Genomic DNA, 19,173 nt, shown 5'->3' with positions numbered 1-19,173 from the left:
CCCTCGTGTGATTTCGAGAGGCTATTACATTACTATGGCATAACTGTCGATGGCAATCCGCAGCCGGCCATCACTTTGGAGAGATGAGAATGTCCGATGATATCCGCACCCAGATCGGCCTCCGCCCGGTCATCAATGTATCCGGCACGATGACCAGCCTCGGGGCCTCGATCGTCGTTCCGGAGGCGATCGAAGCCATGGCGGCGATCCTGCCGCAGTTCGTGGAGATCAACGACCTGCAGCGCAAGGCAAGCGCCGTCATCGCACGGCTGACGGGGGGCGAAGCGGGGTTCGTGACGGCCTCCTGCTCTTCCGGTATCAGCCTCGCAGTCGCCGGAGCCATGACCGGCAACAACCTGCTGGCGATCGAGAAACTGCCGGACGCGGCGCCGGAGAAAAACGAGGTCATCGTCCAGATGGGCCATGTGGTGAGCTACGGTGCGCCGGTGGACCAGGCGATCCGGCTTGCCGGCGGCAAGGTGGTGCTGATCGGCCAGGCGACCTCGACGCATCGCTACCACATGGAAAATGCGATCACCGACAAGACGGCGGCCGCCGTCTATGTGGTCTCGCATCACGTCGTCGACTATGGGCTGCTGAACCTCATCGAGTTCGTCGAGATCGCTCATGCGAAGGGCGTTCCGGTCATCGTCGATGCGGCCTCCGAATACGACCTGAAGCTCTTCCTGGCGCAGGGTGCGGATATCGTGCTCTATTCCGGCCACAAGTTCCTCGGCGGCCCGACCTCGGGCATCGTCGCCGGTAAAAAGGAGCTGGTGCGCAGCGCCTTCCTGCAGAACATGGGCATCGGCCGCGGCATGAAAGTCGGCAAGGAGAGCGTCTACGGCGTCATGGCGGCTCTGGAAGCCTGGGAGAAACGGGATCATGCGGGTATCCGCGAGCGCGAAACGGGCTATCTGAACCTCTGGAAAAAGACACTCGACGGGCGTCCGGGCGTGACTGCACTGATCGAGCCCGACCCGACCAACAATCCGCTCGACCGCATGCGGGTGATCATCTCACCGCCGGAAGCGCATATCACCGCTTGGGATCTTGCAAGCGCGCTTGGACGCGGCGAACCGCCGATCATCGTCCGCGACCACGAGGTGGAACATCACTATTTCTACCTCGATCCGTGCAATCTGCATCCGGGCCAGGAAACGATCGTTGCGAACAGGCTTGCGGAAGAACTCGACAAGGCACGCGCCTCCAACGAGATCATCGCCACGCCCATCGAGGAACGCAGCCGGCACCGGTTTGATGGAATGCTGCGCTGGCCGGACTGAGCCGAACAAGACCACAGGAAGGGAACGATCATGGCCACCTCGCAAGCGCAAGCCGTCCAGTCCGATCAACCGGTTCTGTCAGTCCAGAACCTGACCACGTCGTTCAACGTGGACGGCGAATGGAAGCCGGTGGTCCGCAACGTTTCCTTCTCCGTTGCGCCGGGCGAGACGGTGGCGATCGTCGGTGAGAGCGGCTCGGGAAAGAGCGTCACTTCGCTCTCCATCATGCGCCTCCTGCAGGAAGGGACGAGCCGTATCGAGGGCAAGATCATGCTCGGCGGGCGCGACCTGCTGTCGCTTCCTGAACACGAGATGCGCAAGGTGCGCGGCAATGACGTCTCGATGATCTTCCAGGAGCCGATGACGAGCCTCAACCCGCTCTTCACCATCGGCGATCAGATTTCCGAGGCGCTGCTCTGCCACAAGGACATGTCGGCGGCAGAGGCGAAAGCCGAAACCATCCGGCTTCTGGAAAAGGTGCGCATCCCGTCGGCTGCCTCGCGTTTTGATGAGTATCCGCATCGTTTCTCCGGCGGCATGCGCCAGCGCGTGATGATCGCCATGGCTCTGGCGTCCAGGCCGAAGCTCCTGATCGCCGACGAGCCAACCACCGCGCTCGACGTGACGATCCAGGGCCAGATCCTCGACCTCATCAAGATGCTGCAGGATGAGGAGGGCACGTCCGTCCTGTTCATCACCCATGACATGGGCGTGGTTGCCGAAATTGCTGACCGAACAGTCGTCATGTATCGCGGCGAGCAGGTCGAGACGGGCGCGACCGCGGACATCTTTCATCGCGGCAAGCATCCCTATACCCGCGCGCTGCTCTCCGCCGTGCCGGTGTTGGGTTCGATGGAAAAGTACCAGCGGCCGCTGCGTTTCCCGGTCGTCAATGCCGCAACCGGAGAGTCCGATGTGCCGGTCGAAGTGCCGGATACAGTCGCGAAGGGCAAGCCGATCCTTGAGGTAAAGGGGTTGACCAAGCGTTTCGATATTCATTCCGGCCTGTTTGGGCGGTTGAGCGGCCGCGTGCATGCCGTGGAGAACGTTTCTTTCGATCTCTTCGCCGGCGAGACGCTATCTCTGGTGGGCGAATCCGGCTGCGGCAAATCGACAACCGGCCGAGCAATCATGCGGCTCATCGAGCCGGACGCAGGTTCGGTCACCGTCGAGTGCCGTGACCTGCTCGCGCTCGACAGACGGGAAATGCGCGAGATGCGCAAATCCGTGCAGATGATCTTCCAGGACCCGTTCGCCTCGCTCAATCCGCGCATGACCGTTGGCCAGGCCATCGCCGAACCCTATCTCGAACACCAGATGGGGACTTCGAAGGAAGCCAAAGAGGTCGTCGCTGACATGCTCGGCAAGGTGGGGCTGACACCGGACATGGCAAGCCGCTACCCGCACGAATTTTCGGGTGGCCAGCGGCAGCGCATCTGCATCGCCCGTGCGTTGGCGCTTCAACCGAAGGTGATTGTCGCCGACGAAAGTGTTTCGGCGCTCGATGTGTCGATCAAGGCGCAGGTCATCAACCTGATGCTCGACCTGCAGCAGAGCCTCAACCTCGCCTTCCTGTTCATCTCCCACGACATGGCGGTCGTGGAACGCGTGAGCCACCGCGTTGCAGTCATGTATCTCGGTGAAATCGTCGAAATCGGCCCACGCGTCTCCGTTTTCGGCAATCCGCAGCACGATTATACGAAGAAGCTCATGGCCGCTGTTCCCGTGCCGGATCCCGACCGCCGGCGAGAGAAACGCATGGGCGCCAGCGATGAGTTGAAGAGCCCAATCCGGCCGGTCGATTACCTGACGAAGACGCGCGAATATCGCGCCGTGTCACCAGGCCACCTCGTTGCGGTCTGACGCGGCAGACGGTTCATCTTCTCAGGATGCTTTCGCTGGTCCCTGTAAAGCAGGTGTCCCCGAAAGCATCGCACTATTTGGGTCAGTCTGGCGAGGCCGCCCCCATCGTCGAGCGGCGTTTGATAAGTTCACCGGAAATCCTGCGGATGGTCGGTAGCTTGCCGGGCACGCATGAGCCGTCTTCGAGCATGGTTACCGTGACATCGACAAGCGTGTCGATCGGCTGGCGGAATGTCGTCAGGCTGTAATGTGGCCAGCCTGCCATGGCGATGTCGTCGAAGCCGGCAACAGCGATATCCTCCGGCACGCGTACGCCATTTTCCTGAAGCGCGTCGATACCGCCGACCGCGAGAATATCGTTGGCAAAAAAGATCGCGTCAGTGTCTCCACGGGCCAGAATATCGAGCGCCGCGTTTCGCCCTGCATAATAGCTGTACTCGCCGCCATCGATCAGCGCAGACAGCGTCATGCCGTGCTCGGCGATGCGGGTGATAAAGGCGCTCTGACGCTCGCGGTTGGTGGTGGTGTGCGAAAGGCCCGCCACATAAGCGATACGGCGGCGCCCGATCTCGTGGAAATGATCGGCGATCGTCCTCGCGCCCTCGATATTGTCGCAGATCACGCAACTCAGTTCCGCATCTTCCGCGACGCGGTTGATCAGGATTGCCGCCCGATCCTCCGTCGCCCAACGCAGAGTCGGGCCGGACAGGATCGTCGCGGAAATGATAATGACCGCATCGACGTTGTAGCGTCTCAGCGCCGAAAGCTGCTCCTCCAGGTCGGCGCCCTTGGTGATGTTGAACATCAGACTCTGCAAGCCGACGCGTTGCAGCCCGCGTGAAAGTCTCTCGATAAGCGCCGGATAGAAAGGGTTCTGCATGTCCGAGATGACGATGCCGACGATGTTCGTCCGGCTCTTCGAGAGCATGCTGGCGATGGCATTGGGATGATAACCGACGTCTTCGGCATGGCGCAGGATTTTCGCCCGGAGTTGCGGTGCAATGCTCGCCCCGGGTGTGAAGGCGCGCGAAATGGCCGACTGGCTGACGCCGATCATCCGAGCGAGCTCGCGTGCCGTCATCGGCTTGCGCCGCACCTTTTCGCTGGTCGTATTATTCAATGCCGCACTCCCTGGCACCGTTGCAACCGCTGCGAGATTCTCCCTATCGCTTAATCAGCCTTCCTTCAATACGACGAATTGGAGCAGAAGCCAATCTTGCATACGTATGCAATGCGCGCTACTTTTGCGACGGCGGGGGAAGGAGACCTGTCGGCAAGCTGATTGGTGGAGGTGCGGATGCCCACGGCATTGCACGGCCTGCGGGTCGTCGATTTCTCGGATAGCCTGGCAGGACAGTATTGTGCACGCCTGCTAGCGGATTTCGGGGCGGACGTCACGCTGATCGAGCCTGTGGAAGGCTCTCCCATTCGCCGCATGCAGCCATTTTCGGTGACTGAGCCCAATCTGTCCTTGCATTTCTGGCACCTCAACGCCGGCAAGTGTTCCATCGTCGTCGACCGGGCGAATGCAGTACGGCTTGACACGATGCTGGCTGCGGCGGACGTTGCGATTTTGCCGGAGGATTTCGATCCGCAGCGCGTGGAGCGGCTGAATCCCGGCTGTATCGTAGCATCGGTCAGTGCCTTCGGGCGGGATGGACCGCTGGAGGATTGGCGCGGGCCGGAGATCGTCCTTCAGGCGCTGTCCGGCATGATGAACAACAACGGCGCCTATGGACGCGAACCGCTCTATGGTGTCGGAAACCGCGCCTCTTACGCGGCAGGGTTGGCGACCTGCATCGGCATTCTCGTCGCCTTGCACGAGCGCCATTCCAGCAATCTCGGTCAGGTCGTCTCGGTGGATGCGGCGGAGACTGCTGCAGCCATGTGCTTCCCTTATGTGATGCGGCACATCTACAACGGCTCCATCCACACGCGGCGGGATCAGACGATCCCCGCGGGCCAGGTGAAATGTCGCGACGGCTGGGTCTGCATCTGGATCTACAATCATCGCTGGCATGCGGTCTGCACGGCGCTCGACCTGCCGCATCTGGAAAACGATCCGCGCTTTGCCGAACCGGCTGTGCGCCGGGCGAATTGGGAAACCCTTTACGAGATCATTCAGGAAAAGGTTACGGATCAGTGCGCCGAGGAACTGGTGGAGCGGCTCCAGAAGGCGCAGGTCATCGCCGCGAAGGCTTACCAGCCGTCCGAGCAGTTGCAGAACGGCCATCTCAACGATCGGAATTACTGGGAAAAGGCAGACGGACGGCTGATCCTCGGCACGCCTTACCGGATGAGCGTTACGCCGCGTAAAGTCACATCCGGCGCACCGGCTCTCGGCGAGGCGAACGGTGAAATCGCCTGGACGCCCCCGGAACGGGTACCAGGTCGGCAATCGTCCCCGAGGCTGCCGCTTGAAGGCCTGAGGGTCATCGAGATCACGACGGCCTGGGCCGGTCCCATGGCTGGTCGGGTGCTTGCCTATTTCGGCGCGCAGTCGATCCATGTGGAATCGCCGAACCGCGTGAATTCCTGGCGGCTCAACAAGGAGAAACCCACTCCGATCAACTTTCCCGATGGTGAAGCGGGTTCCCGCCCCTTCGACCGCTCCTTCCTCTTCAACTCGCAGAACGTCAACAAGCTCTCGTGCATCCTGAACCTGAAGACGGAGGAGGGGCGCAAGACGCTTCGCCGTCTCGTGGCTGTCGCCGATGTATTGATCTGCAATTTCCGGCCGGGCACGCTCGCCAAGCTCGGACTCGACTATGAGAGCCTGGCCGCGATCAAATCCGATATCATTGTCGCGGAATTGCCGGCCTTCGGAGGCAGAGGACCGATGTCGCGCTATGCGGCGCTCGGGCCAACGATGGAAATGGCGACCGGCATGTCGGCAATGATGGGCTATCCTGGCTGCCAGCCGGAAAACAGCGGCCCTTCCTATCTCGATCCGATCGGCGGCTTCAACGCCGCCGCCGCGATCCTGATGGCGCTTTATCATCGCGACCGGACAGGTGAGGGCCAGTATGTCGAGGTGCCGCAGGTGGAGGCGGCCATGCAGTTCATCGGCGCTGAGCTTCTACTTGCTGCTGAAACCGGAGACGACCCGCCGGCGGATGGGAACCGGGTTCTGCACATGGCGCCGCATGACGCCTTCCCTGCGCGAGGCGAGGATCAATGGGTGGTCATTGCCGCGGAGGACCACAAACAGTGGGTCGCCCTTTGCGCGGCCATGGGTCGGCCCGAGCTTGCCTCCGATCCGCGCTTCTCCGATCTTGCCGCTCGCAAGCGTAACGAGGCGGAGTTGACCTCCATCATCTGCGAATGGACAGCGACCCGGGACAAGCATGCGGTCGCAAGGCTCCTGCAATATGCCGGCGTGGCGGCCGCTCCTGTCGCAAACGCAGCCGATGTGGCGGCGAGCACCTATCTTGCCTATCGCGGGTTCTTCACCGAACTCGATCATCCCGATGCAGGGCGACATCGCCATCCCGGCCTGCCCATTCATTTGAGCCGTACGCCCGGAAGCCAGCGCCGCGCCGCGCCACAATTCGGTGGCCATAATCAGCATGTGCTTCGGCACATATTGGCCTTTTCAGCCTCCGACATCGATCGCATTTCGAAGAGCGATGCGATGGCGGCCGTGCCTTTTCCGGACGGTTGAAGCATGAATTCATCTCCCGTCTTTCCACGAGAACTGGCCGTTAACATCCGGCTCGACGACGATCCGCGCTACAAAGGGTCGATCCATGACGACGCGGTGGCAAGATCACGCGGCTACAAGGCAGCACTGGTTCCGGGCGCCTTCGTTTACGGCCATATCAGCCGCCTCGCGCTTCACGCCTGGGGCAAGGATTGGACGGTCCGCGGCGGCATGGGCGTGCGCTTCCGCCGGCCGGTCCATAACGGCGACCATCTGGTGATGCGCGCAGGTCCTCTTCAAGATGAAGGCAGTATATGCCGGGCGGAAGTTTCGGTTATGAACGAGGATGGTGACGAGGTTGCTGCCGGCTGGATCGGATTGCCGGAGGACTCACCGGACCTGCCGGACATGTCAAGGCTTGCCGCTATTGCAAGGCCCGAGATTCCTCCGCCGGTTGAGGCGGGGGATCTCAGCCGGGGCATGCCTCTCACCACGGCCAATCGAATCCTGACGGATGTTGATTTCAAGGCTTCCCTGCGTGCCTTCGGTGAGGCCGATCCTTTCTACGAGCGGGAGGCGGTCGTCCATTCGGGATGCCTGATGCGGCTTGCCATGGGCGATACGAACAACAGCTTCAGATTTCCCACTCCGGTGGTCCTGACGGGGATCGAGACGCAGCATTTCGCTCAGGCGAGGCCGGGGCAGCGGCTTGCCGTCGTCGGTGCGGTCGCAGGAGCCTATCTCCGCAAAGGCAAGCATTATCTCGAAAGCGAGGAATTCATGCTTGCGGATGGAAAACTCGTCGCACGGTTTCTCCGAACCCAGATCTATGCCTTTGAGCAGGTGTCTTCCTGATCATCATCAGGCCCGCCATTCATTCCGCTTTTTTGCAGATGTCGCTTGCATACGGATGCAATTTGCGCAATGCTGTCAATATGGAGGAATGTGACGGCGACAGGCCGATCACGGTGATCGATGCGGTCGGGAGGGCCGCGCGAGACTTCAGCACAGCATGTCATGCATCGAACTGTTTGCCGGGCGTTGCCGGGACAGTGCCAAAGGACTTTTCAACCCGCGCTCATGCGCGGGCGGTTTTGCTTTTTCATTGAGGATGCGCAGTGGCTACGCCGACGACCATTAAATCCATAGAAGCTCTCCAGGTGATGTGGGAGCCGAACGAGCCGCCGGGTCGCCGCAGCGCGATCGTTCGGGTGACGACGATCGACGGGATCGTCGGATATGGCGAGGCTTCGCCGATGATGGGCGGCGAGCATTCGCTCGGTGTGGTGCGGGACTTCGCGCCATCCCTGATCGGTGCGGATGCGCTGGACCAGGCGGTGCTGTATGACAGGCTTTTGCATAGATACGTGAAGCTCGGGCCGGAAGGCGCCGTGACCGGGGCGCTTGCTGCGCTTGACATCGCGCTCTGGGACATCAAGGGAAAGTATTTCAACCAGCCGATCTTCAAACTGCTCGGTGGCGGATGGCGCACCGAGGTGCCGTTCTACGCTTCGATCGGGGGCAATGCCGGGCGCACCGTCGATGAAGTCCTGCGTGTTGTCGAGGCACGCTGGAGGAAAGAGACGCCGGCCGCCATCAAGATCCGCTGGGATGGCGACCGTACCCGGCAGGACTATGACATCCCGGGCGATATCGCAAAGGCGAAAGCGGTTCGAAAGCTCGTCGGCGACGATTTCCCGCTCGCCTTTGATGCCAACAACCAATATTCGGTCGGCGGTGCGATCCGGGTCGGGCGGGCCTTGGAGGAGCTCGGCTATATCTGGTTCGAAGAGCCGGTGCAGCACTATAACGTTCGTGCGATGGGGGAGGTCGCCCAGCGACTCGACATCACCGTTTCGGCGGCGGAGCAGACTTACACTACCCAAGCGCTCGTCGACATGATCAATGCCGGGGTCCGCATGGTGCAGCCGGATATCGTCAAGATGGGCGGCATTACCGGGCTCATGCAATGCGCCGCGATATGCCATGCGCACGGGGTCGAACTGGTGCCGCATCAGACGCAGCCGACCATCGCGCACACCGCGAATCTGCATGTGCTCGCGACCATCATGCACCTTACCAAGCCCGCCGAGTTTGCCGATCCCTCGACCCGCATGCATGTGGCTTTCGAGAATCCGCCGATACCGTCCGATGGCAAGTTTACGGTTCCGAATGGGCCGGGTCTTGGCCTGGTGGTCCGCGATGCTGAATTGAAGATGCGGCGAAGCTGATAGACTCAAACTTGTCTTTGGGAGGAGATGATGAGCTTGAACAGAAGGGAATTTCTTGAACTGGCTGCCGCGGCAACGGCATTGAGCACAATGGGCGTCCGCGCAGCCAATGCCCAGGACACCGACGTCATCCGCATCGGGATTGCCGCAGGCGGGCCGCGTACCAGTGATCCGAACTTCACGACGCAAGGGTCCGATAATTGGGCGACGGAGCAGATGTACGAACAGCTCGTCCGTCCGGAAGACGGCGATTTCGCCACCTCGCCCGACAAATATGTGCCGACGCTCGCGACCGAATGGACATCTTCCCCGGACGCCAAAACCTGGAATTTCAAGCTTCGTCAGGGCGTGCAGTTCCACAAGGGGTATGGCGAGATGACGTCCGATGACGTCGTCTTTTCCTACAAGCGTGCAATTGCCGACGGCACCAACAGAACCATCATGTCGAACGTCGCGGACGTGGTCGCCAAGGGACCTTACGAGGTCGAAATCACGCTGAAGACACCGGACGTGAACCTGCTCGGCACCACGATCTTTTCCAACAATACTGTGATCGTTTCGAAGAAGGCCTTCGACAAGATCGGCGCTGAGAAGTTCATGACGGATGCGGTCGGCACCGGTCCCTACGAGCTCACCCGCTTTGACAGCGAATGGGGCGAGGCGATGAAGCGCCATGAGGGTTATTGGGGCAACAAGGCAAAGATTGCCAATGTCGAATGCGTCTTCATCGCCGACACCACGGCCCGCACATTGGCGCTGCTCTCCGGCAACGTGGATATGATCGAGGCCGTGCGTGCACCGGGCTGGGTGGATTCGATGCTGCAGCGTGACCCCACCCTGCAGTTCGACATGACGCAGCCGGGTTCGTTCAATACCCTGCATATCAATCTCAAGCGCAAGCCTTTTGACAACCTGAAGGTCCGTCAGGCGGTCATGTATGCGATCGACCGGCATGCGGTCGCCGAGGCGCTGAAGCCGATGGGTGGCTTCATGGCCGGCCTGCAGCCGGATTTCTTCCCCGCCGGCTCCAAGACCGAGGATCTGCCGCCGGAACTGCAATACAAATACGATCCGGAAAAGGCCAAGGCCCTGTTGGCGGAAGCAGGTTTTCCGGACGGGTTCGATTTCGACAGCAATTGCAGCCAACGCGAGGACTATTCCTCGACCATGCTCATCGTACAGGAGCAGTTGCGCGCCGTCGGTCTGCGCATGAACCTCAAGATCGGCGACCACACGGCCTATCACGCAGACAATCGCAGCGACAAGAACACGCTCGCGATGCATTCTTCGAGCTATCCGCCGATCCCGACGCAGCTTTATTTCCAGCAGCTTTCGTCGAAATCGGAAGTAAAGCCGGACGGCAAGGGTGGCGGCGCCTACAGCCATTACGGCGTGGCGATGCCGGGTATCGACGATCTGCTCAACCAGGCCCTGCAGGCGACCGATTACAAGATCTATGTGGATCTCTGCAAAAAGATCGAGCTGCAGGTGCTCCGCGATCTGCCGCTGATCGGTCTGTCGACGCTGTCCTTCACCGTGGCGCGCAACAAACGCGTTGATCTCGGTTACCCCGTGAAGAGCGGCTATGCCCGCTGGCGCTTCCATCGCGCGACCAAAACGGCGTGATATAATCCTCCCAGCGCCTGCTATCCCTGTTGAGCGATCTTCGGGGATAGCCTTTTCCAGAAGGGTGCGTTCTCCTCTCGAAAAGCAACTCCGACCTCATCCGGTCGCGGGCCCACGAAGACCGGTGATGCTTGTGCCTCGCCGGTCTTCGGACATTTCCTGTTGATTTTATCAGGCCGGAACCGCTTGAGATGCCGTCGGCCGAGGGATCGGAAACGGCTTTGCAAAATGACAGGCCGTGAGCTGACCCGGCGCCACCTCGCGCAAGGGTGGCCGCTCGATGCCGCAGATATCCTGACGGATCGGACAACGGGTATGAAAACTGCACCCTGACGGGACGCGCTTGGGGCTCGGGACGTCTCCCTCCAAAATGATCCGCTTTCCCTTGCGGTCGGGATCTGGCTCCGGGGCCGCCGACAGAAGCGCCTGCGTATAAGGATGCTGAGGCATGCCGTAGATCTGCTTCTTCGGTCCGATCTCGACAATGCGGCCGAGATACATGACCGCAACCCGATCGGCGATATGGCGCACCACGGCGAGGTCATGGGCGATGAACAGGAACGAAAAGCCTTTCTGCTTCTGCAAGTCCTGCATCAGGTTGATGATCTGCGCCTGCACGGAAACGTCGAGCGCGGAAACGGGTTCGTCGGCCACGATGAAGCTCGGATCGACGGCGATGGCGCGGGCGATGCCGATGCGCTGGCGTTGGCCGCCGGAGAACTGGCGCGGATGCCTGTCCATGAAGCTTGGCGAAAGTCCGACCTGGGTCATGAGGTCGGCGACGCGTTCGCGCCGCTGGCGGCCCGAGCGGACCAAGCCAAACACGTCGAGAGGTTCGGCGATGATCTGCGCGATCGTACGGCGAGGACTGAGCGAGCCGTAAGGGTCCTGGAAGATCATCTGCAGGTGGCGGCGCATGTCTCGCATGCGCGCGGCGGGCAGGTTCGTCAGTTCGGTATTCTCGAAATAGACCTTGCCCGCGGTGGCATCGATCAACCGCAACAAGAGCCGCCCCAGCGTGGATTTGCCACAGCCGGATTCGCCCACGAGTGCCAGCGTCTCGCCGCGATTGATCTCGAAAGAGCAGCCGTCGACGGCGCGCACCTCGTCGGCCTGTTTCGCAAGGCTGAGCCGCATGCCGGAGCCGAATGTCTTGCCGAGGTCGTTGATGCGAATGATGGGATCGGTCATTGCAGGGCCGCCTCCTTCTTCTTGGCATCCGCCTGGCTGGCCGTCACCCAGCATGCCGCCCGCTGATCAGGCCCGAAAGAGAACATGGGCGGCATTTCGTTCGCGCATTTTTCGATGCGCAGCGAGCAGCGTTCATAGAAAGGACAGCCCTTTTTGACCGATCCGGCCAGCGGCACCGATCCAGGGATCTGGTAGAGGCGGTCGCGGTCGTCATCGAGCCGCGGAATCGATTGCAGAAGTCCCCGCGTATAAGGGTGCTGCGGTGTGCGGAAGATCGAGCGGATGTCTGCTTCCTCTACAACACGGCCGGCATACATGACGACGACGCGCTCGCAAACGTCCGCGATGACGCCGAGATCGTGTGAAATCAGCAGAATGGCGGTGTTCAGCGTACGGCGCAGCTTATGCATCAGGTCGAGGACCTGGGCCTGGATTGTGACGTCGAGGGCCGTTGTCGGCTCGTCCGCGATCAGCAGTTTCGGGTTGCAGGCGAGCGCCATGGCGATCATGACGCGCTGGCGCATGCCGCCCGAGAACTGATGCGGATAGGAGTCGAGCCGGCCTGCCGGGTCGGGAATGCCGACGAGGCGGAGCATCTCGATGACGCGCGCGCGCCCTTCCTCGCCCGTCATTGCCTCATGCAGTTTGATCGCCTCGCCGATCTGGTCCCCGATCGTCATGACGGGATTGAGCGAACTCATCGGCTCCTGAAAGATCATGGCGATGTCGCGGCCCCGGATATCGGGCATTTTCGAGCGCGGCAGCTCGAGCAGGTTCACGCCGTTGAACTCGATACGTCCCTGCACGATGCGCCCGGGCGGTTCGGAAATCAGCCGCAGGATAGAGAGCGAGGTGATCGACTTGCCGGAACCGGACTCACCGACGATCCCCACCGCCCCGCCGGCGGGGATCTCGAAGCTTACGCCATCGACGACCCGGATCGGATTGGCTTTCGGTCCGAACTCGACAGCGAGGTTATCTACTCTCAGAAGCGGTACCGTCATTCCGATATCTCCGGATCGAGTACGTCTCGCACCGCGTCACCCAGGAGGTTGAAGGAAAGGACAACACAGGTGATGGCGAAGCCGGCCCCGATGATCGGCCAGGGCGAACCGAAGAGATTGTTGAGGCCATCGCGGATGATGTTGCCCCAGCTCGGGTTCGGCGGCTGCGTGCCGATGCCGAGGAAGCTCAGCGACGCTTCGAGGCGGATGGCCGAGGCGACCCAGAGCGTCATCAGCACGACGATCGGGGCGGCGATATTGGGGATCACGTGGCGGAAGATGATGACCGGCGTGCGCACGCCGACTGCGATGGCCGCCTCCACATAGGGCTCCTGCTTGACCGCAAGCGTTGAGGCGCGCGCCACGCGGGCAAAGCCCGGAACGAAAGCGACGGTGATTACGGCGATGACATTCCAGAAGCCTCCGCCCAGCACCGCCGCGATCATGATGGCGAGCAGCAATTCGGGGAAGGCGAGGAGGAGGTCGATCAGGCGGGAAATGATGCGGTCTATGACTCCGCCGAAATACCCGGCAACCACGCCAAGCACCGTACCGCAGATCGCCGCCAGCACCGGCGAGATGAGGCCGAAGATCAGTGAGTTCCGCGAGCCGTAGATCATCCTCGACAGGACGTCGCGCCCGAACTGGTCGGTGCCGAGCCAATTGTCGGCGGAAGGCAGCCGGTTGATCTTGAGGATGCTCTGGGCCAGCGGGTCATAAGGTGCGAGAAGCGGCGCGAAAACCGCGACGAACACGAAGACCACGACGACCGCAAACGCGAACATCGTCGATGTGCGCGAGAAGAGCTCGTAGCCAAGCCGGCTCAGCGCCCTCGGTTCCGGTGCTAGGGAAGGGGACGGCAGTTCGGAATGTTCTGTACTGACGGCCATTACTGCACCCGAATTCTGGGATCGACGACGATATAGACGAGGTCCATCATGAGGTTGATGAGCACGACGAACATCGCGAAAATCACGACGCCGCCCTGGATGACTGCATAATCGCGTTCCGAGATGGCGCTGATGAGCAGCTTGCCGATGCCCGGGCGATTGAACACCAGTTCGATTGCCACCGATCCCGACAAAGTGGCGAGCGTGCTGAGGCCGATCCCGGTGGTGAGCGGCAGCAGGGCATTGCGCAGCCCGTGCCGGTAGATGACCCTTGGTTCCCTTGCACCCTTGGCCCGCGCCGTGCGGATGTAATCCTTGCCGAAGACTTCCAGCAGGGACGTTCGCGTGAGCCGTCCGATGAAGGCCGCCTTGACCAATGCCAGCGTGACGGCCGGCAGGAAGACGTGATGCATCCGGTCGAGAAAACCCTCCCCGCCGCCATTGATGGGAAAAAGCCCGAGGTTCAGCGAGAAGGTGATGAGAAGCAGGGCTCCCAGGTAAAAATCCGGCACTGCATAGCCGAGCAGTGAGAAGCCGCGCACCGCACTGTCGGCGGCCTTGTTACGATGGGTCGCCGCCAGCACGCCGAGCGGAATACCAAAACCGACGCCCAGTATCATGGCGACGATAGTCAATTCGATCGTGTAGGGCAGGTTATAGCCGATCAGTCGCAGCACCGATTGATTGTTCATTAGCGACGTGCCGAAATCGAGCGTCAGCATGCCCCAGATGAAGTCGATGTATTGCTGCCAGAGAGGCGCGTTCAGGCCCATCCGCTCGCGGAAAATTTCGAGCTGTTCCGGCGTCGCCATATCTCCTAGCGCTGCGATCGCCGGATCGCCCGGCAGAATGCGCATGGCGATGAAGACGAGGGTCAGAACCAGCAGGACTGTGGGAACGGCATCCGCCAATCTCAACAGAAGATATCGCGCCATGGTGTTTTCCTCCTCCCTGGTCGCGGTGTCCGTTTTGCCTCCTCGCAGCACGGGCAGGCTATACTTGCGCAATCACCTGCCTACTGCCAGCCTCTCTCCTGCAAGGACGTCAAATAAGGCTCGTTGGCGAGGTTCGGCTGCAATCCCGGCGATAAGAAATTTCGTCCGTCGCGCTCAAAGCTGACGAAATACTGCAGGTGATACTTCGAGCGTGTGTAGTCGCCCGGGATGGTCGCGACGAAGCTATCCTCCCGTCGCCTCATCGGCAGAGATATCCAGCGCTCGGCCTGATTGACGTGCCGGCAGTGGAGGAGGGGCTCACCATCGGTCTCTCCGGCGAAGCGGACCACGAAATCCTCGCCCGGCTTGAAGGTCGGGGCACCATGCACGGAGGACGCGCTTGATGAGACGGGTTGGCGTGCTTCCAGCGCCGCGATCGTGGCTGCCACCGCTGGTTCGGCCCTGACGCTTTCATAAAAGCCGCCGCCACGGAGCGATTCCAGATCGGCCAGTTCCGCACGCATTTCCGGCAGTCGCGAATGCCACGAGCCACGCAGCCAGGATTGTGGGCCATAGGTGAGGTCATCCATGTAGAGATCACGGGAAATGTCGGCGATCTTCTCCCATGCCATCAGCGAGCGGTTTGCATGGTCGATGACACGATCCATCAGCGTCGTGACCTTGGTTGCGACGAAGAGCTCGGCCCAGCATGCCGCCCGGAAGCGTTCAGCGAAGAAGCGTGCCAGCCCGGCGCAGATCTGGATGTCGACGATCATCCGCTGCACGGCTATGTTGCCGAAGCTTTTGGTGCCGGTCGCCTTGAGGACTGCGCTCTCGCAGCCATGCGCCATCTCGTCCAGCCAGTCGGCGACATCGAGCGGGGTATAGCGGTGCGATGCCTTTCCGTTGAGCAGCAGTTCAATGTATTCACGCGCATTGGCAAAGAGGGCAGGATCGAAGGTCGGAGCGTTACCGAAGCGGACCGGTCCCTCCATATCGGAACCATAGGCTCTCCGTCCCGAGCCGTCGATCAGGGCGAGGTTGGTGTAGACCTCCGGCCAATAGTGGTTGTTGGATGCGGACGGGCCATGCGCCAGTGTGACCAGCGGCAGGACCCGGCTTGCCCAGGACAGCCCCTTTTCGCATGCCTCTGCTGTATCGCCGCAGGTCTTGGTGAGATAGCGCATCCAGCTTTCGCGTGGCGCATCCGGGTTATAAAGCAACCGCCCCCAGACGCGGTACTGATAGTCGTATTTCTGCCAGTCGTAACGGGTGGCAAGGCCCTGTTTCTGGTAGTTGAAGCGCCCGCCCGGAATGCCGGTTCCCATACGCCCCTTGAAGCCCAAAGGTTCACACCATTCGACTCCGTCGGAGCCGGCAAACATGGAACTGCGCCCGTAGCCTGCGGCAAACTCGGGATCTCCCCAGAGAAGCACACGCTGCGTGCCTGGCCAGATGCGGTAGATGACCTTATAGTCCTTGTCCGCGGTCAAGAGATCGCCATAGGAATACCGCAGGAACTTTCGCGAGCCCTCGCTCAACTGCTCTCGCTCGCTCCGGGCGACTTCCGGCGGATATTCCTTGTCGCGAATGGCCGACTGGTGATAGGGCGGGCCCATGTGCTCAGCCAGATATTTCGGCGAGGCCGCGATCGGCATGCCGCTGGCGCGGGCGATTCCGATCATCCTGTGGTCGAGGCCCTTGCCGTGCATGTCGATTTCGATCGGACGGCCGGCAGCGGCAACGCCGGCGAAAGCTTCTTCCCAGAAGCCGTATTCGCCCTCGGCGATGCCGCCCTCCACATGGACCCGGAAGGTAAGCCCGGTAATTTCGGGCACTTCCTTCAGGAGCGTCGTGATAGCCTCGCGACAATAGGGGGCGAGATTGTCTTTGGTTATGCCCGTGACGGTGTAATTGGCGCGCGGCACGTCATCGAAGTCGTATCGCTGGGTCCAGAGCGCAAGCTGGAATTCGAGCCCTCGCTTGGCAGCTTCCCGGCCGATGAACTTCAGCATTTCCAGATTCAGCTCGCGCTCGTCGTCCGGCAGTTCCTCGACCCTCACGTCATGGGCGGGGAGGTTAAGCAGATAAGGATAGGGGAAATAGAAATAGACGTCGGTAATCCATGGATTGTGGTAGGGGTAGTTGTAACCAAAACCGAGCGCGAGTGAAAAACGATTGAAGCGGTTGGCTGCAAGCATCGACAGGTATTCGCGCCATTGCTGACGGTCGTAGAACCAGATCTTGTCTTCCTGCTCACTGCAGAACAGCCGGCTCATGCTTCGCACGCGGGCAGATGGTTGCTCGACAAGCGGGAAAGTGCCTTCGAATAAATCCTGGCCTGGAGCGAAACGCACCCGATCGGCTAGTTCCGTCAGCGCGAAGACCAATCCGCGCGTATCGGAACCCCAGGCGGTGATGATGTCGCCCTGCCGGACGAGCACGAAGCTTTCCGGCGCTTCAGGGAGTTCCACAGGCAGTTCTCGAGTGTCGGGCAGGCCGGCTCCGAAGACATTGATAACGATACCGGACTGCGCCGTATCGGCGATCCTGGCCTCCACGTTCCGGCGCGCAAGCGCGTTTTGCAGTTCGGCCGCGGCCCAGCGAACCGGCGGGGCGGTATCCGTCCTCGGGAGAACAATGGTGACCGAAGCCGATGCAGTCATAACGTCATTCCTCTAAAAACAGGCTCGAATTCACCGCTTTCTCGGAGCGCTCTTGGGTGAGGCGTCGAGGCTCGCCGTCTTTCGGCGGATGAATTCATGAAATCGGGCATGGCGCAGCCAGCCGGGACTGTGCCCGGCGGGCCTGTTTCGTTTGGCGATCGGCTTTGCCGGTCAGCTGATCTTCGCCTTGGTCAGCCGCCAGTGGGCGTAGCCCGACTTGAGTTCGTAGCCGAGATCGACATTGGCAGCCCGGACGACCAGATAGCCGTTGTCGCTGATCGGCAGGAGCGGCATGTCGGTCAGGAACTTGACCTCGATGTCCTGGACCAGCTTGACGCGTTTCTCCAGATCAGGCTCCTCCATCGCCTTCTTCAGCATGTCGTCGATGCCGGGGATGGCGACGCCATAGTGGCTGAAATTGGGACCGCCGGAACCATCTGATTTGACTTCGGCAGCGGCACTCAATTGCTCGATGATCGCCTGCGTAGGGACAGGCGGATAGGCCGCCGAGCGCTGGAAGATCGTGTTGGTGCCTTTCTGCTGATCGGCGTGGAAGGCGGTGTGGTCCTTGATGTTCAGCTTCATGTCGATCCCGCCGGCGCGAAGCTGTTCCTGGACGATCAGCATTACCGAGGAATAATCCTCGCGCTGCGAGGTGTCGGCGTTGAACGAGAACCCGTTCGGATGACCGGCCTCGGTCAGCAGTGCCTTCGCCTTCTCCGGATCGTAGTCATAACGAACCTCTGCAGGGATGGTCTCCGTTGTGAACCCTCCCAGATAGGCAGGCGGATTCAGGCCATAGGTCCGCTGACTGACCGGAGCCATGGCGTTGGCGATCTCGTCGCGATTGATCAGATGGGCGATTGCCCGCCGGACACGGATGTCGTCGAAGGGCTTCACTGTCAGGTTGAACGAGATGGTGAAGAAGCTTCCCGGGGAGGCGACGTCGAAATGCAGGTTCGCATTTCGTTGCTGAATCGAGGGCACCCAGCCCGGCGCACGAACGCCTTCGATCATGTGAACGTCACCCGAAAGCAGCGCCAGCGTCCTAGCCGTGGTATCCGCGATATAGCGGACCTGGAGATTGGGGGTGACGGGCGCCCCGCCGAAATAGTCCTTGTTGGCGGTGAGCTTCACGCCCTGCGAGGGATCGCTTTCGACACTCGCGAGCTGGTAAGGTCCGGTGCCGATCGGGTCCTTTTCGAAGGCGGCTGCCCCTTTTTCCTCAAGTGCCTTGCGTGAAATGATGCTGGACGAATAGTGGCTGAGCGGCCCCATGATGAACAGCGGATCGGGCTGGTTCAGCGTGAATATGACCGTGTTGAGACCGTCCACTTTCACGTCGGCGATATTGTCAAACAGGACGCGATTGCCGCCCAGAGCCTTGTCGTTGCGCAGGCGATCGAAGGTGTATTTCACGTCGTCCGACGTGAGGTCGCCATAGCCTTTGTGGAACTTCACGCCCTGGCGAAGCTGGAACGTCCATGTCTTCGCATCCGGTGTCATCGACCAGCTGGTTGCAAGGCTCGGCTGAACTTCGGCGACACTACCCGGAAAATGCCCGAGCGGCACTTCCACAAGCTTGTCGAAGATATGGATGATGGCCCATTCGTCGGCACCCTGGATCGATTTGGCCGGATCGATAGTGCGGACGCCGCGGGCGGCAAAGGCCAGCCGCAACGTATCTGTTGCTCCCTGTGCGAGAGCGTTCGGACCAAGGCTGGTCGCGATGCCTGCGCCGGCAATGGTTGCGGCCGTGCGGCTCATGAACATGCGTCGAGATATTGCCATGCCACTCCTCCCCTGGGCTGTACCGGCTCCGTGTCGCCTCCACGGCA

General features: G+C 61.1%; 13 protein-coding genes. 6 read left to right on the top strand and 7 right to left on the bottom strand.

Translation table 11 applies throughout. The features are described from left to right. Positions 1 to 89 precede the first annotated feature (89 nt). Both QEO92_RS18765 and QEO92_RS18760 read left to right on the top strand, forming a co-directional pair. Positions 90 to 1,286 (top strand): aminotransferase class V-fold PLP-dependent enzyme, encoded by a 1,197-nt coding sequence (locus tag QEO92_RS18765; RefSeq protein ID WP_227704041.1) that lies wholly within the window; start codon positions 90 to 92, stop codon positions 1,284 to 1,286. A gap of 30 nt (positions 1,287 to 1,316) precedes the next feature. Further along, positions 1,317 to 3,149 (top strand): ABC transporter ATP-binding protein, encoded by a 1,833-nt coding sequence (locus QEO92_RS18760; RefSeq protein ID WP_227704040.1) that lies wholly within the window; start codon positions 1,317 to 1,319, stop codon positions 3,147 to 3,149. A gap of 82 nt (positions 3,150 to 3,231) precedes the next feature. Here the strand turns inward: QEO92_RS18760 and QEO92_RS18755 are convergent, their stop codons facing one another. Next, positions 3,232 to 4,269 carry a LacI family DNA-binding transcriptional regulator gene (locus QEO92_RS18755; protein WP_227704039.1) on the bottom strand — a complete coding sequence of 346 codons (1,038 nt, stop codon included), beginning with the start codon at positions 4,267 to 4,269 and terminating at the stop codon, positions 3,232 to 3,234. 177 nt (positions 4,270 to 4,446) lie between these two features. Here QEO92_RS18755 and QEO92_RS18750 point away from each other — a divergent pair, with 177 nt between their 5' ends. The 4 genes from QEO92_RS18750 (at position 4,447) to QEO92_RS18735 (ending at position 10,649) form a co-directional block, all read left to right on the top strand. Beyond that, positions 4,447 to 6,813: a CaiB/BaiF CoA transferase family protein gene (locus tag QEO92_RS18750; RefSeq protein ID WP_227704038.1), complete on the top strand. Its 2,367-nt coding sequence runs from the start codon at positions 4,447 to 4,449 to the stop codon at positions 6,811 to 6,813. Positions 6,814 to 6,816: 3 nt separating this feature from the next. Next, positions 6,817 to 7,647, top strand: a complete 831-nt coding sequence (locus tag QEO92_RS18745) for a MaoC family dehydratase (protein ID WP_227704037.1) — start codon at positions 6,817 to 6,819, stop codon at positions 7,645 to 7,647. Between the two features lie 263 nt (positions 7,648 to 7,910). Next, positions 7,911 to 9,023 (top strand): mandelate racemase/muconate lactonizing enzyme family protein, encoded by a 1,113-nt coding sequence (locus tag QEO92_RS18740; RefSeq protein WP_227704036.1) that lies wholly within the window; start codon positions 7,911 to 7,913, stop codon positions 9,021 to 9,023. A 36-nt stretch (positions 9,024 to 9,059) separates the two neighbouring features. Then, positions 9,060 to 10,649, top strand: coding sequence for an ABC transporter substrate-binding protein (locus QEO92_RS18735; RefSeq protein WP_280107462.1), 1,590 nt, complete (start codon positions 9,060 to 9,062; stop codon positions 10,647 to 10,649). A gap of 171 nt (positions 10,650 to 10,820) precedes the next feature. On the opposite strand, the gene QEO92_RS18730 is transcribed toward QEO92_RS18735, so the two are convergent. The 6 genes from QEO92_RS18730 to QEO92_RS18705 form a co-directional block, all read right to left on the bottom strand. Continuing rightward, a complete protein-coding gene (locus QEO92_RS18730; protein ID WP_227704034.1) occupies positions 10,821 to 11,840 on the bottom strand; it encodes an ABC transporter ATP-binding protein in 1,020 nt (339 codons plus the stop codon). Next, positions 11,837 to 12,844, bottom strand: coding sequence for an ABC transporter ATP-binding protein (locus QEO92_RS18725; protein WP_227704033.1), 1,008 nt, complete (start codon positions 12,842 to 12,844; stop codon positions 11,837 to 11,839). Before QEO92_RS18725 ends, QEO92_RS18730 begins: the two co-directional genes overlap by 4 nt. Further along, on the bottom strand, positions 12,841 to 13,734 hold the full coding sequence (locus QEO92_RS18720) for an ABC transporter permease (protein WP_227704032.1): 894 nt from the start codon (positions 13,732 to 13,734) through the stop codon (positions 12,841 to 12,843). Before QEO92_RS18720 ends, QEO92_RS18725 begins: the two co-directional genes overlap by 4 nt. Beyond that, positions 13,734 to 14,669 carry an ABC transporter permease gene (locus QEO92_RS18715; RefSeq protein ID WP_037152971.1) on the bottom strand — a complete coding sequence of 312 codons (936 nt, stop codon included), beginning with the start codon at positions 14,667 to 14,669 and terminating at the stop codon, positions 13,734 to 13,736. Before QEO92_RS18715 ends, QEO92_RS18720 begins: the two co-directional genes overlap by 1 nt. Positions 14,670 to 14,749: 80 nt before the next feature. Further along, complete coding sequence (locus QEO92_RS18710) at positions 14,750 to 17,335, bottom strand: hypothetical protein (RefSeq protein ID WP_227704031.1); 2,586 nt, start codon at positions 17,333 to 17,335, stop codon at positions 14,750 to 14,752. Between the two features lie 171 nt (positions 17,336 to 17,506). Beyond that, complete coding sequence (locus tag QEO92_RS18705) at positions 17,507 to 19,126, bottom strand: ABC transporter substrate-binding protein (RefSeq protein WP_227704030.1); 1,620 nt, start codon at positions 19,124 to 19,126, stop codon at positions 17,507 to 17,509. Positions 19,127 to 19,173: the final 47 nt, after the last annotated feature.

It is taken from the genome of Neorhizobium petrolearium (assembly GCF_029854435.1).
GTDB classification, from domain to species: Bacteria; Pseudomonadota; Alphaproteobacteria; order Rhizobiales; family Rhizobiaceae; genus Neorhizobium; species Neorhizobium petrolearium.
The sequence above is the reverse complement of the archived record's forward strand: the minus strand, read 5'-3'. Positions and strand labels throughout refer to the sequence as shown.